The sequence below is a fragment of the Streptomyces sp. CNZ287 genome (assembly GCF_007827615.1).
Map to the genome: position 1 here is coordinate 52232 of NZ_VISV01000021.1, position 13867 is coordinate 66098.

Annotated in this window: 10 protein-coding genes; 6 read left to right on the top strand and 4 right to left on the bottom strand. The window is 73.1% G+C overall.

The genetic code is table 11. The features are described 5' to 3' along the window. Positions 1–14 precede the first annotated feature (14 nt). Together FB457_RS29575 and FB457_RS29580 are read right to left on the bottom strand one after the other, a co-directional pair. Positions 15–794, bottom strand: coding sequence for a GNAT family N-acetyltransferase (locus tag FB457_RS29575; RefSeq protein ID WP_047018451.1), 780 nt, complete (start codon positions 792–794; stop codon positions 15–17). Positions 795–834: 40 nt separating this feature from the next. Beyond that, positions 835–2781, bottom strand: a complete 1947-nt coding sequence (locus tag FB457_RS29580) for an IucA/IucC family protein (protein ID WP_145783833.1) — start codon at positions 2779–2781, stop codon at positions 835–837. A gap of 363 nt (positions 2782–3144) precedes the next feature. On the opposite strand from FB457_RS29580, the gene FB457_RS29585 reads away from it, so the two are divergent. Together FB457_RS29585 and FB457_RS29590 are read left to right on the top strand one after the other, a co-directional pair. Beyond that, complete coding sequence (locus FB457_RS29585) at positions 3145–4326, top strand: trypsin-like serine peptidase (RefSeq protein WP_047018453.1); 1182 nt, start codon at positions 3145–3147, stop codon at positions 4324–4326. A 125-nt stretch (positions 4327–4451) separates the two neighbouring features. Next, positions 4452–5453 (top strand): TAXI family TRAP transporter solute-binding subunit, encoded by a 1002-nt coding sequence (locus FB457_RS29590; protein WP_047018454.1) that lies wholly within the window; start codon positions 4452–4454, stop codon positions 5451–5453. A 53-nt stretch (positions 5454–5506) separates the two neighbouring features. On the opposite strand, the gene FB457_RS29595 is transcribed toward FB457_RS29590, so the two are convergent. Continuing rightward, on the bottom strand, positions 5507–6232 hold the full coding sequence (locus FB457_RS29595) for a class I SAM-dependent methyltransferase (protein ID WP_047018455.1): 726 nt from the start codon (positions 6230–6232) through the stop codon (positions 5507–5509). A 248-nt stretch (positions 6233–6480) separates the two neighbouring features. Here FB457_RS29595 and recA point away from each other — a divergent pair, with 248 nt between their 5' ends. Both recA and recX read left to right on the top strand, forming a co-directional pair. Continuing rightward, on the top strand, positions 6481–7620 hold the full coding sequence (gene recA, locus FB457_RS29600) for a recombinase RecA (protein WP_047018456.1): 1140 nt from the start codon (positions 6481–6483) through the stop codon (positions 7618–7620). Positions 7621–7623: 3 nt separating this feature from the next. Then, the gene (gene recX / locus FB457_RS29605) at positions 7624–8334 is read left to right on the top strand and encodes a recombination regulator RecX (RefSeq protein ID WP_047018457.1); all 711 of its coding nucleotides are present in this window, start codon (positions 7624–7626) and stop codon (positions 8332–8334) included. Between the two features lie 410 nt (positions 8335–8744). Here the strand turns inward: recX and lexA are convergent, their stop codons facing one another. Beyond that, positions 8745–9536 carry a transcriptional repressor LexA gene (lexA, locus tag FB457_RS29610; protein WP_125937490.1) on the bottom strand — a complete coding sequence of 264 codons (792 nt, stop codon included), beginning with the start codon at positions 9534–9536 and terminating at the stop codon, positions 8745–8747. A 621-nt stretch (positions 9537–10157) separates the two neighbouring features. Between lexA and nrdR the strand changes: the two genes are divergently transcribed. Beyond that, positions 10158–10751, top strand: a complete 594-nt coding sequence (gene nrdR, locus FB457_RS29615) for a transcriptional regulator NrdR (protein WP_047018459.1) — start codon at positions 10158–10160, stop codon at positions 10749–10751. Between the two features lie 148 nt (positions 10752–10899). Then, positions 10900–13779, top strand: coding sequence for a vitamin B12-dependent ribonucleotide reductase (locus FB457_RS29620; protein ID WP_145783835.1), 2880 nt, complete (start codon positions 10900–10902; stop codon positions 13777–13779). Positions 13780–13867: the final 88 nt, after the last annotated feature.

Consider the following 13867-nt stretch of genomic DNA (forward strand, 5'->3'; position numbering starts at 1 on the left):
GGCTCCTCTCCGTCCTACGGCAGGCCGGGCCGGGGCGGCCCGGGCGGGCTCGGGGACGGGCCCGGCGGCGGCGCGGGACCGGCGCGGGTCCCGCCGTCGTCGTGGCCGTCGCTGTCAATGTCGCGCAGCGCGCGCTCCCGCACCATCAGCGCCGCATGCTTGTCGGGCACTGCCAGCTCCTCCTGGAAGTGGAAACCGGCGTTCAGAAAGGCGGCGACCGACGGCACGTTGTGCACGTCCGGCTCGGCGAGCACCCGCCCGCACCGCGGTTCGTGGGCGAACACCAGGTCGCTGACCGCGCGGATCAGCAGGGAACCGAGCCCTCGGCCGCGGTCGGCACCGCCGCCGAGGAGCAGATGGACCCCCGTGTCGTACGGGCGCGCGCGGTAGTACCCGGCGAGCGGGTCGCGGTCCGCGCGGTAGACCTCCCAGTAGCTCATCCGCACCCCGTCCAGGACACCGATACAGGGCACGCTGTGGCCCGCCTCCCACTGCGCCCGCACATGCCGCGCGGTGACCTCGACCGGACCCGCGAGCTTCCAGAAGGCGGCCACCGACGGGTCGTTCATCCAGTTGTGCAGCAGCGTCAGGTCGCGCTCCGGTTCGGCCGGGTCGACGGGCACCAGACGGAACGGGCCGGCGGGGGTTCCTGCGGGCGACCAGCAATTGATGTCGTACGGGGCGGGGGACCGGGCGGCGCCTCTGAGGAGCCGGGCGAGGCCGACGCCGAAGTCGATGGTGTCGTCGGGAAGCAGCTCCGGGGGCCTGGTGGGGGTCGGGGGATCGGGTGACACGGTGCCTCTTCTCGTCGTACGGAAGGGAGTCGAGGGGCGGTCAGGAGAGCAGCGGGTTGGGGACGGTGACGTAGACGGACTGCGTGTCCACCGGGCCGACCAGCTCGTCCAGGCCGTGCACGCGGGTCAGCAGATTGGCCTTGCAGCGCAGCGTCCCGCCGCTCAGCAGCCGCTCGGCCAGCGCGCAGCGGCCCCCGGCCGTGGCGGACTGCTCCAGGAAGCGGCGGAAGGCGGCGAGCAGCACGCGCTCGTCGACCAGTTCCGCGGCGCCGAAGGCGCCGACGAGGCCGAGGACGTTGTTGACGCCCACGTAGTAGGTGAAGCGCTCGTCCGTCACGTCGTCCGGGACGAACGTGTCGCTGGCCGCGCCCAGGCCCGGCAGCCGGCGCTCCAGCTCGGCGCGGCGGGACTCGCGGAAGTAGTACCCCTGGTTGTCCCGGTACCGGCCGCCGGCCGGCCAGCCGTCCGCGTTGAGGAGCAGCACGGTGTTCTGCTGGTGTGCCTCGAGCGCCACGCCCGCCTCGGAGTCCAGCCACAGCACGGGCCGTACGACCACCTCCAGGTAGCGCAGGAACCACTCCGCGGCCACCGCCGCCGCCCTCTGCCCCGTGCGGTCGGCCAACTGCCCGACGACCTCCTGGAGACGCGAGCGCATCGTCCCCTTCGGCGACCGCGGCACCGGGGACGTCAGCGCCGCGACGCACAGCGCGTCGTCCTGCGCCGCGAACGGCTGGTGCCGTACGACCGCGTCCAGCCCCGCGACCGGCTCGCCCGCCGGGGTGTCGACGGCCAGCCACGCCGGATCCCGTACGACGTCGAAGCCCGGCGCGCCGGGGAAGCCGCCGGGGAACGACGCCTGCCACTCCTTGCCGAGGCCGGCGCGCAGCAGCCGGTGCACCTCCGTGCCGCGGTGCAGCTCCTTGCGGAGGTTCTCGCGGCGGGAGTTGGTGATCCGCACGCCGAGGGAGAGCTTCAGCATCGCGGGCGCGCCGGGGCGGTAGAGCGTCCTCACCGACGCGGTCGGGTGCCAGGGGTCGCCGTGCGGACCCAGGTCGCGCAGCAGGCCGGCGTCGAGGAGCGCGGCGACGCCGGGGCGCTCGCGGACCTCGCGGGCCTGCCACGGGTGCACGGGCAGCGGCGTACAGCCCGGCGGCACCCGCAGCCCGGGGCCCGCCAGCCGGGCGGCCAGCTCGCGCGCGGGCACGCCCTTGCCGCGCTCGGTCCACGCCGAGTCGCAGGCGAGGACGCTGTCGTGGACGGCGAGCCAGTGCAGCGGGAACCTGCCGCGCAGCTCGGGGGAGTAGCGCCGGGCCTCCGCCTCGGAGAGCCCCTCGCGGCTCTTGGGCGTCGGGTGCAGGGGGTGGCCGAGGAGCAGGGACTGCTCGCCGGTGAGGAACGGGTCCGCGGTCGCGGGCGGGGAGCCGGCGCGGCGGGCGGTGAGGAACACCGCGGTGTGCCGTACGGAGTCCGCGACGCGGCCGACGAGGTCGGCGGCGCCGCCGGCCGGCCCGGGCACCGTACGCGCGCCGCTGCCGTCGGCGCCGGCGGCCTGTGCGGAGGCGTACGCGGCCTCCCGGCTCAGCAGCGACGCCAGGGTCACGGCGTCCACCGGCTGCGCGTCCTTGGGGGCGCCGTGCAGCACGGGGCGCCCGAAGCGGTGCCAGCCGGCCGCCGACCAGTACCGCACCGGGACGCGCAGGCACGCACCGCTGGCGGGCAGCAGCAGCCGCAGCGTGCCGTTCTCCGGCTCCGCCACGCCCTGTTCGCGCACCCAGCAGCGCAGCAGGTTCTCGGTCCCGGCGGCGTCGGCGGCTGCCTTGGGGTCCGGGTGCTCCAGCGGGTCGGGCTCGGGCTGCCCGCCGCCGCCCTCGGCGCCGCGCCGGTACTGACGGGGCACCGCGGGCTCGATGAGCCGGGCCAGCCGCCGGCGCACCGGGGGCCGGCCGCTGCCGGCGGGGAGTTCGTCGCCGGCGGGCTTCGCGTTCACAGACGTGCACCTCGGGATGGGTCGCGTACGGGATCGAGCGTCCCCGGGCCGCACGGAGGGGCCGGGGAGGAGGGACGAAGGACCCGGCGCAGGGGGCGCGGCCGGGGCGTGGCGCCTACGGCAGACGCGCGCGTGCACGTCCGCTGCGCGAACCGCGGGCACAGCCCCACCCCCTCGCACCGGATACGGGTCCATTCCCCGCCCCTACCAACGACGCACCCGCCGCAGGAACACGGCCCGCCGCCAAGATCCTTGGGCCCGGTGGAACCACGGGGCCCGGTGCGGCCGTCCCCAACGGCACCGGCATAGTGGGGGCTCGTGTCCCGCCGGGGCACCTGTGCAGAGAACTGGGGGATTCGATCCATGCCCGCCAACGGGAAACGTCGTATACGGAGAAAGGCGCTGGCCGCGGCGGCCCTCGCGGCCACCCTGGCGCTGACCGCCGGTGCCTGCGAGGACGGCGGCGGTGACAGCGGCGCCGACGACAAGCAGCAAGAGCAGGAGTCGCAGGCGCCCGAGAAGGAACTGGCGCTCCCCGAGGGGATCCCGGACGCGCTGAAGAACCTCGACCTCGACAAGTGGAGGGACGGCGGCTGGGAGGACTGGGCCAAGGAGGACTGGCTGCGCGACGCGCGCGAGTTCGTCAACCCGATCATCGAGGACCTCTGGGACCCTGACCGGATGTGGGACGCCGAGCAGCCGCCCAGCCGGGTAGACGAGGACGACGTGTCCGAGGACCAGGGCGTCACCGACCCGGAGCCGGCGCCCGTCGAGGCGGTCGAGGCGGCCACGCCTTACGACGAGTCGCAGCCCGCCGCCGGGAAGATCTTCTTCGACACCCCCGAGGGCCCCATGGTCTGCTCCGGCACCGTGGTCGCAGACCCGGCCAACCCGGGCAAGTCCAACCTGGTGGCCACCGCCGGCCACTGCGTGCACAAGGGCTCCGACGGCGGCTGGTGGCGCAACGTCATCTTCGTGCCCTCCTTCAACCCCGAGGGCAAGACCGTCGCCGAGCTGGAGGCCGAGCAGGCGACCGAGGCCGACATCGCGCCCAAGGGCACGTTCTGGGCCGAGGAGGCCCGTACGACCGACGAGTGGATCTCCGAGGGCAAGTCGCAGGGCGGCGTGGGCGCCCCGTACGACTTCGCCGTGATGAAGGTCCAGCCGAAGGACGGCGGCGGACAGTCCCTGGAGGAGACCGTCGGCGCCTCGGTGCCCGTCTGGTTCGACGCCCCGGCCGTGAACGACGTCGGTGATCTGACCGCCACCGGCTATCCGGCGGCCGCGCCGTACGACGGCGGGCGCCTCTACTCCTGCACCGACGCGGCGGGCCGGCTGTCGATCCAGGCGTCGCAGCCCACGATGTACCGCATCGGCTGCACCATGACCGCCGGCGCCTCCGGCGGCGGCTGGACCGCGTCGAACGGCGGCGAGGAGCAGCTCGTGTCCGTCACGTCGATCGGCCCGCTGCAGGCCACCTGGCTCGCCGGGCCGAGGCTGGACAAGGAGGCCGAGGCGGTCTTCGACGAGGTGAGCGGCGGCTAGCCCGCCCGTACCGTACGGCCCCGCGCTGCCGCGCCGGGCCGTACGCAAGCCCGCCGGCGCGCCGGGCTCCCGCCGGGAGTCCGGCGCGCTGGCCGTGCCGGGCCCCGGTTTGGCAGGATCGCCGCGTGGTCCACACCGTCCCGCGCCGCCTCGGCAGGCGCCGAGCGCTGCAGGCCGCCGTGGCGACGGCGGCCGTGCTCGGGCTGCTCCTGTGGTGGCTCCTGCCGCTGGGCGGCAGCGGCAGCCCGGCGGGCAAGGTGGTCTTCGCCACCGGGGTGCGCTCGGGCGTGTACGCGGAGTACGGACGGCTGCTGCGCGAAGGGCTCGCCCGGGACGAGCCGGACCTCGACGTACGGCTGCACACCAGCCAGGGCTCCATCGACAACTTGCGCAAGGTCACCGCGGGCCGCGCCGACTTCGCCGTCGCCACCGCCGACTCCGTGGCCACGTACCGCCGCGACCGGCTGCCCGGCTGGCAGGGGCTGCGCGCGGTGGCCCGGCTCTACGACGACTACATGCAGCTCGTCGTCCTGCGCGACTCGCCCGTGCGGCACGCCGCCGACCTGCGCGGCCTCAAGGTCGGCGTCGGTGAGGACGGCTCCGGTGTCCAACTGATCACGCGGCGGCTGCTGTCGGCGGCCGGGCTCGACTTCGACGAGGACGTGACGGCGGTACGCGAGGGCCTCGACACGATGCCGGGACTCCTGCGCGACCGGGAGATCGACGCCTTCTTCTGGTCCGGCGGCCTGCCCACGGAAGCCGTCGAACGCCTGGCACAGCAGACCGAGATCGAACTCGTACCGCTCGGCGACCTCCTCGGCCCTCTCCACGCCCAGGGCGAACTGGCCCGCTACTACCGCGCCGCGGTCATGCCGCCCGACGCCTACCCGACGGTCCAGCGCGACACCGCCGTGCCGACGCTCGCGGTGGCGAACCTGCTGGTCACCACCGACCGGGAGGACCCCCGGCTGACGGAGAGCGTGACCAGCACGGTGATACGGGACCGTGACCGGATCGGCCGCGTGGTGCACGCCGCCCAGCGGGTCGACCTGCGCACGGCGGTCTTCACCGACCCGCTGGAGCTGCACGAGGGGGCGGCCCGCTACTACCGGCAGGAGAAGCCGTAGGGCCGGAAGCCGCCCCGGGCGGATGACGTCCGGGGTGGGCGGGCGGCAGTCGCTCAATGACGGCGGGCCAGGAACACGAACTCCTTCCCCGGGCGGTCGGGCGCGTCGCGGACGTCCTCCACCGCGTAGCCGTGGGCGGCGAGGTCCTGCTCGACCTCCTCCCGCCCGCGGAACCGCAGGGTCGAATCCGAGGTCAGCACCTGGCCGTCGGCGGCGAACTCGTAGGTCCAGCGGAAGGTCACCAGCGGCAGGTCCACCTCGATCAGCTCGACCCAACTCGCGACCGAGCCGACACCCGGGATCTCCGTCACGCGCGAGGAGCGCTCTCGGGTCCACTCCTCCCAGGCGCGCCGGGCCGGGTCCCGGGTCTCGAAGACCAGGTGCCCGCCGGGCCGCAGCGCGGCGCGGGCCCCGCGCAGGGTCTCGTTCCACGTCTGCGGATCGGTGATCGCCTGGGCGACGTTCGCCGTCATCGTCGCGAGGCCGGCCCGCAGCGGTGGGAGCGCGGTCGCGTCGCCGCAGATCCAGCGCACCCGCTCACCGCCCGGTTTGGCGCGGGCGACGTCGATGGACGCCTGGGCGGGATCGACGCCGACGACCTCGATCCCGCGGTCGGCCAGGAGGTGCGCGAACACCCCCGTGCCGCAGCCGATGTCCAGCACCCGGCGGGCGCCGAACTCGTCCGTGAGCCGCAGGTACGCGTCGAGATCGCGGCGGTCGGGGTGGAGCGGATCGTAGATCGCGGCGAGCTGCGGATGAGCGAAGCAGTCGTCGGCCATGCGGCCGAAACTAGGCGGCGCGGGGGCGGCGCAGCCACCGGGTTTGGGGCGGCGAGAGCGCACGGGCACGGGGGGACGCACGGGGCGGATGGGTCCCGCGGTGCGGGTTGACAGCTAAATCGAACATGGGTTCCCATGAAGGATCGGCCGGGTTTCCCCAGGCCGGCCCGACGCGAGGCGCGTTGTCAGTGGCAGGCGCTAGCGTCGTGGACGTGAAGCGATCGACTCAGACATCCCGGGTGGAGCCCATGGCAGCGACTGACCGCGAGAAGGCGCTCGACGCCGCACTCGCCCAGATTGAACGGCAATTCGGCAAGGGTGCCGTGATGCGCCTCGGCGAGCGGCCGAACGAGCCCGTGGAAGTCATCCCCACCGGGTCGACCGCGCTCGACGTGGCGCTCGGTGTGGGCGGCCTGCCGCGCGGCCGCGTGGTGGAGGTGTACGGGCCGGAGTCCTCCGGAAAGACGACCCTGACGCTGCACGCGGTGGCCAACGCGCAGCGGGCCGGCGGCACGGTCGCGTTCGTCGACGCGGAGCACGCCCTCGACCCGGAGTACGCGAAGAAGCTCGGTGTCGACATCGACTCCCTCATCCTCTCCCAGCCCGACAACGGCGAACAGGCGCTGGAGATCGCGGACATGCTCGTCCGCTCCGGCGCACTCGACCTGATCGTCATCGACTCGGTCGCGGCCCTCGTGCCGCGCGCGGAGATCGAGGGTGAGATGGGCGACTCCCACGTCGGCCTGCAGGCCCGGCTGATGAGCCAGGCCCTGCGGAAGATCACCAGCGCGCTGAACCAGTCGAAGACCACCGCGATCTTCATCAACCAGTTGCGCGAGAAGATCGGCGTGATGTTCGGCTCGCCCGAGACCACCACCGGCGGCAAGGCGCTGAAGTTCTACGCCTCGGTGCGGCTGGACATCCGGCGCATCGAGACGCTCAAGGACGGCACGGAGCCCGTCGGCAACCGCACGCGCGTGAAGGTCGTGAAGAACAAGGTCGCGCCGCCCTTCAAGCAGGCCGAGTTCGACATCCTCTACGGGCAGGGCATCAGCCGCGAGGGCGGCCTGATCGACATGGGCGTGGAGCACGGCTTCATCCGCAAGTCCGGCGCCTGGTACACGCACGAGGGCGACCAGCTCGGCCAGGGCAAGGAGAACGCGCGGACGTTCCTGAAGGACAACCCCGACCTGGCCGACGAGATCGAGAGGCGGATCAAGGAGAAGCTCGGCATCGGCCCGAAGCAGGAGAGCCCGGAGGGCGAGCCGGGTGCGGACGCGGCCGCCGGCCCCGCCGCGCCCGCGGAGGGTGCCGCCCCCGCGGGCAAGAAGACGGTGCCGGCGCCGGCCAAGACCGCGAAGGCGGCCAAGGCCGCGGCCAAGAGCTGATCCGTGGTCCGGCGCACCGACTGGCCGCTCCCGCCCCCGGACGACGGCCGCCCCCCGTTCGGGGGCGGCCCGGAGGACGGGGGGTATGGGCCGGCGGGAGATCCTGACGGTTCCGGCGGACCGGGGCACCCGCGCCGGTCCGGGCGCGGCGGGGCCTCCCGACGGGGGCGCTCGCGGGGCCGCGGGGAGCCGTCCGAGGACCGGGCGCGGGAGATGTCGCTCAGCCCGGAGGAACGGGCGCGGGCGATCTGCCTGCGGCTGCTCACCGGGTCGCCGCGCACCCGCAAGCAGCTCGCGGACGCACTGGCCAAGCGTGACGTCGACGCCGAGGTGGCGGAGGCCGTACTCGACCGCCTCGAAGCGGCCGGGCTGATCGACGACGCGGCGTTCGCCGGCGCCTGGGTGGAGTCCCGGCACCACGGCCGCGGTCTCGCCCGCCGCGCGCTCGCGCGCGAACTGCGCACCCGGGGCGTGGCGGCCCCGGTGGTCGACGAGGCGGTGGGCCGGCTCGACGTGCACACCGAGGAGGAGACGGCCCGCGAGCTGGTCGCCCGCAAGCTCCGCGCCACCCGCGGCCTCGATCGCGACAAGCGCATCCGCCGCCTCGCGGGCATGCTGGCCCGCCGGGGCTACGGGGAAGGGCTGGCGATCCGCGTCGTCCGTGAGGCGCTGGAGGCGGAGGGCGAGGAGGCGGAGGACCTGCTGGCGGACTGAGCTGCACGGGGCCGATGGCGCCGGGGTGCCCCGGCGCGGCGTCCAAGACGGCCCTCGCGCGGGCCGCGTTGCCGGGCTCAGCGTCGGAGACGGCCCTCGGCGGGCGAGCTGCCCCTGCGTACGAGCACCGGACGCCACAGGAGGAGAGCCGGGCAGGAGGGGGGCTCTGTGCTGCCGTCAGTGCCTGGCCCGGCAGACCTGAGCGGGCCGGAGTCGTACGGACCCCGGTGCGGGCCGGGGGCGGTGTCCTCGCCGCCCGTACCCGCCGCGCGTACCTGTGCCGTACGCGAGGCCGTGCCTCCGCCGTGCGCGCGTGTCCGGCCGCCGCCGCGGCCGGTTCGCGACACTCCGCGCCGCGCGAGGCGGCGGCCCGGGGGCCAGGTCCCGGGCCGGATATGCCGTGCCGGGTGTCAGACCCGGCGGAGGACCGCGACGACCTTGCCGAGGATCGTCGCCTCGTCGCCCGGAATCGGCTGGTACGCCGCGTTGTGCGGGAGCAGCCACACGTGGCCGTCCTCGCGCTTGAAGCGCTTGACCGTGGCCTCGCCGTCCAGCATCGCGGCGACGATGTCGCCGTTCTCGGCGACCGGCTGGCGGCGCACCGCGACCCAGTCCCCGTCGCAGATCGCCGCGTCGATCATTGAGTCGCCGACGACCTTCAGCACGAAGAGCTCACCGTCGCCGACGAGCTGCCGGGGCAGTGGGAACACGTCCTCGACCGACTCCTCGGCGAGGATCGGGCCACCGGCGGCGATCCGGCCGACCAGCGGCACGTACGATGCGGCGGGCTTGCCCGTGGTGTCGGTGGCCGCCTGGGTGGTGGGCGTGTCGGCGCCGCGCACCTCGTACGCCCGCGGCCGGTGCGGGTCCCGGCGCAGGAAGCCCTTCCGCTCCAGGGCCATGAGCTGGTGCGCGACGGACGAGGTGGACGAGAGGCCGACCGCCTGGCCGATCTCGCGCATCGACGGCGGGTAGCCGCGGCGCTGCACCGAGTCGCGAATGACCTCGATGACCCGGCGCTGCCGCTCGGTCAGGCCCGAGCTGTCGGCCCTGATACCCGGCGGACGCCCGGGCATGGAGCGCTTGGGTGGCTGCGCCTCGCCCTCACGGCCGTCCCCGGAAGGCGGCGTGAGCTGCGGCTCTGCTGCCTGCTGGGGCCGTTCGTGGGCGGCGATGGCTGTGGTGTCTGCGGTAGTGGTCACGTCGGCGGGCCCCTCTCGAGACGGGTCTCTCTCTCGTAGGACCAACGGTAGTTGCTTTCGAAAGGTTGCGCCAAACACACGTTCGAGTGAAAAACTTCGGTTTCACTTCCGTGATCCATCAACTGGGTGTAAAGCGCTGGCCTGATGGCTGAGCGCCGCCTGCCGCCCGCCCCGCGCCGGCCTGCCGCCGCGCGGGTGTGCCGGGTGCCGCCCCGTCGGCGCGGGGGTGCCGTCCCGTCGGCGCGGGGGTGCCGTCCCGTCGGCGCGGGGGTGCCGTCCCGTCGGCGCGGGGGTGCCGTCCCGTCGGCGCGGGGGTGCCGTCCAGCTTGTCACCCCCGCCCCACCCGCGTCGCGGTCCGCGCGCTCACGTAGGCTGCCGATGTCGCGCGCGGTGCCCTGTCCCGCGCCCCGCCCGATCTCGTGGCGCGGCAACACGCTCTCCGCATCTCAATGGCAGCCAAACCCCAGATCTAGTGGTTAGATGGGTGTCAGCAGCCCACAAGTTGTGGTCCCCCTTCCTCTCAGCGGAAGGGCATCCCATATGATTGAGGTCTGCTCCGGCGGGCCGCGGGGGGCCGCCGGACCGACGTGCCGTGCGCGAGAAGGGGAGGGTGGAGAACGATGCACTGCCCCTTCTGCAGGCACCCCGACAGCCGGGTCGTCGACAGCCGCACGACCGACGACGGCGCAGCGATCCGCCGCCGCCGGCAGTGCCCCGACTGCTCGCGCCGCTTCACCACGGTGGAGACCGCGTCCCTGATGGTCATCAAGCGCAGCGGGGTCACCGAGCCCTTCAGCCGCGCCAAGGTGATCACGGGCGTCCGCAAGGCCTGCCAGGGCCGCCCCGTCACCGAAGACGCGCTGGCCCAGCTCGGCCAGCGGGTCGAGGAGGCGATCCGGGCCACCGGCAGCGCCGAGGTCTCCAGCCACGACGTCGGGCTCGCCATACTGGGCCCGCTGCAGGATCTCGATCTCGTCGCCTACCTGCGCTTCGCCTCGGTCTACCGCGCCTTCGACTCCCTCGAGGACTTCGACGACGCGATCACGCAGTTGCGGACCGCGGACAGGCCCCCCGCCGACAGCGGCGGCCCCGACGGACAGGACGACCAGGCCCCACCTCCCGCGCCGGGCGACCCCGGCGCGCCCGGCCCCGGCCGCAGTCCGGGCCGCGGCGAGGCCCCCGGAGTCCCGTCACCCGGCAGAGCGGCCGGCTGACGCCCACCGCGGGCCACCCGTCATCCACACCCGGCCGGTGCGCGGCGCAGCGCGCCGTCCGCCTGCGGAACAAGCAGATCAAGAACAGGAACCGTGCCCGGGAAGACGCGGGCACATCAGGGCGTTCACGCCCGTATAGGGAGGCGGCATGACAGAGACGACGAGCGGCCCGGCGCGTAGTTCCCGCAAGGGCGGCGCCAAGGGGAACAAGGGCCTGCGCATCGAGCGGATCCACACCACCCCCGGTAGGCACCCGTACGACGAGGTGGAGTGGGCTCGCCGTGACGTCGTCATGACCAACTGGCGCGACGGTTCGGTCAACTTCGAGCAGCGCGGCGTGGAGTTTCCCGAGTTCTGGGAGGCCAACGCGGTCAACATCGTCACGAGCAAGTACTTCCGCGGTGCGGTGGGCACCCCCAAGCGGGAGACCAGCCTCAAGCAGGTCGTCGACCGGATCGTGAAGACGTACCGGAAGGCCGGCGAGGACCACAAGTACTTCGCCTCGCCCGCGGACGCCGAGATCTTCGAGCACGAGCTGACCTACGCCCTGCTGCACCAGATCTTCAGCTTCAACTCGCCGGTGTGGTTCAACGTCGGCACCCCGCAGCCCCAGCAGGTGAGCGCCTGCTTCATCCTCTCCGTCGACGACTCCATGGAGTCCATCCTCGACTGGTACAAGGAAGAGGGGATGATCTTCAAGGGCGGCTCCGGCGCCGGCCTCAACCTCTCCCGTATCCGCTCCAGCAAGGAACTGCTCTCCTCCGGCGGCAACGCCTCGGGGCCGGTCTCGTTCATGCGCGGCGCGGACGCCTCCGCCGGCACCATCAAGTCCGGCGGCGCCACCCGGCGCGCCGCGAAGATGGTCGTGCTCGACGTCGACCACCCTGACATCGAGGCGTTCATCGAGACCAAGGTGAAGGAAGAGGAGAAGATCCGCGCCCTGCGCGACGCGGGCTTCGACATGGACCTCGGCGGCGACGACATCACCTCCGTGCAGTACCAGAACGCCAACAACTCCGTGCGGGTCACCGACGAGTTCATGAAGGCCGTCGAGAACGACGAGCAGTTCGGCCTGCGCGCGCGGATGACCGGCGAAGTCATCGAGGAGGTCGGCGCGAAGAAGCTGTTCCGGCAGATGGCGGAGGCCGCCTGGGCCTGCGCCGATCCCGGTATCCAGTACGACGACACCATCAACCACTGGCACACCGCGCCGGAGTCGGGCCGTATCACCGCGTCCAACCCGTGCAGCGAGTACATGCACCTGGACAACACCTCGTGCAACCTCGCCTCGCTGAACCTGATGAAGTTCCTCAAGCAGGACGCCGACGGCCGGCAGAGCTTCGAGGTCGAGCGCTTCGCCAAGGTCGTCGAGCTCGTCATCACGGCGATGGACATCTCCATCTCCTTCGCCGACTTCCCCACCCGGAAGATCGCCGAGAACACCCGCGCCTTCCGCCAGCTCGGCATCGGCTACGCCAACCTCGGCGCGCTGCTCATGGCCACCGGCCACGCCTACGACTCGGACGGCGGCCGCGCCCTCGCCGGCGCCATCACCTCCCTGATGACCGGCACCGCGTACAAGCGCTCCGCGCAACTGGCCGCCGCCGTCGGCGCGTACGACGGCTACGCCCGCAACGCCACCGCCCACAAGCGCGTCATGCGGCAGCACGCAGACGCCAACGGCACGGCCAGGCGCATGGACGACCTGGACACCCCCGTCTGGGCGGCCGCCACCGAAGCCTGGCAGGACGTGGTCCGCCTCGGCGACAAGCACGGCTACCGCAACGCCCAGGCGTCGGTGCTGGCACCGACGGGGACCATCGGCCTGGCGATGTCGTGCGACACGACGGGCATCGAGCCGGACCTGGCGCTGGTGAAGTTCAAGAAGCTGGTCGGCGGCGGCTCGATGCAGATCGTCAACCAGACGGTGCCCATGGCGCTGAAGCGCCTGGGGTACCAGGAGGAGCAGATCGAGGCGATCGTGGCGCACATCGCCGAGCACGGGAGCGTCGTGAACGCCCCGAGCCTCAGGCCCGAGCACTACGAGATCTTCGACTGCGCCATGGGCGAGCGCTCCATCTCGCCGATGGGGCACGTGCGCATGATGGCGGCGACGCAGCCGTTCCTGAGCGGCGCGATCTCCAAGACGGTCAACATGCCCGCGACGAGCAGCGTCGCGGACGTCGAGGAGATCTACCTCCAGGGCTGGAAGCTGGGCGTCAAGGCCCTCGCCGTGTACGTGGAGGGCTCGAAGGTCGGCCAGCCGCTGTCGGCGAAGAAGAAGGCCGACAAGGCCGCCGACAAGGCGGAGGAGACGATCCGCGAGGCTGTGGAGAAGGTCGTCGAGTACCGTCCGGTACGCCGCCGCCTCCCCAAGGGCCGCCCGGGTATCACCACCTCCTTCACGGTCGGCGGCGCCGAGGGCTACATGACCGCCAACTCCTACCCGGACGACGGGCTGGGCGAGGTGTTCCTGAAGATGTCGAAGCAGGGCTCGACCCTCGCGGGCATGATGGACGCCTTCTCGATCGCGGTCTCGGTGGGCCTGCAGTACGGGGTGCCGCTGGAGACCTACGTCTCGAAGTTCACGAACATGCGCTTCGAGCCCGCGGGCATGACGGACGACCCGGACGTGCGGATGGCGCAGTCGATCGTCGACTACATCTTCCGCCGCCTGGCGCTGGACTTCCTGCCGTTCGAGACCCGCTCCGCGCTGGGCATCCACTCGGCGGAGGAGCGCGAGCGGCACCTGGAGACGGGTTCGTACGAGCCGACGGACGACGAGCTGGACGTCGAGGGCCTGGCCCAGTCGGCCCCCCGCGAGCCGGCACCGCTGCCGACCTCGCCGGTGACGATGGAACAGGCCAAGCCGGCCCCGAAGGAGGCGCACACGTCGGCGGAGCTGGTGGAGATGCAGCTCGGCATCCAGGCGGACGCGCCGCTGTGCTTCTCCTGCGGCACGAAGATGCAGCGGGCGGGTAGCTGCTACATCTGCGAGGGCTGCGGCTCGACCAGCGGCTGCAGCTGACGGGCCGGGTCCGGTGACCCGCCCACGTAGCTGACCGCACGTCCCGGAGGGGACCGGCCACCGGCCGGTCCCCTCCGGCGCCTTTCGG